Origin of the sequence: Corynebacterium sp. AOP36-E1-14, from assembly GCF_052377495.1 — a bacterium.
Lineage (GTDB): Bacteria > Actinomycetota > Actinomycetes > Mycobacteriales > Mycobacteriaceae > Corynebacterium.
In genome coordinates this window covers 1-259 of record NZ_JBQSWV010000089.1, presented here as the reverse complement: position 1 = coordinate 259, position 259 = coordinate 1, and the positions used below count along the sequence as shown (strand labels likewise).

At 65.6% G+C, this 259-nt stretch carries 1 protein-coding gene; it reads right to left on the bottom strand.

Features of this window, described 5'->3' with window-relative positions:
* Positions 1–13: 13 nt before the first annotated feature.
* Positions 14–259 (bottom strand): transposase (locus tag ACT3TD_RS14870; protein ID WP_444638082.1); only part of this gene is annotated, 246 nt, incomplete at its 5' end.

The following is a 259-nucleotide window of genomic DNA, read 5'->3' as shown; positions in this document are numbered from 1 at the left end:
GGCTCTTCGCGATTCACAGTGCGTTGATCCGGTCGCGGAGCTGCCCGGAGTGGATCAACGACCGCAAGATGTAGTGGTCGAGGTTTCTGAATCCCAGGGCGATGCCGCGCAGATGCTCCAGCCGTCCGTTGATGGCCTCGACGGGGCCGTTCGACGCTCCCACATCGAAGTACGCCAGGATGTCGTGCCGTCGGCGCCACAGGGTCCTGCCGAGCTGTGCCAGCTCCTCCAGCCCCGCGGGTAGACCCTGACGCAGAGC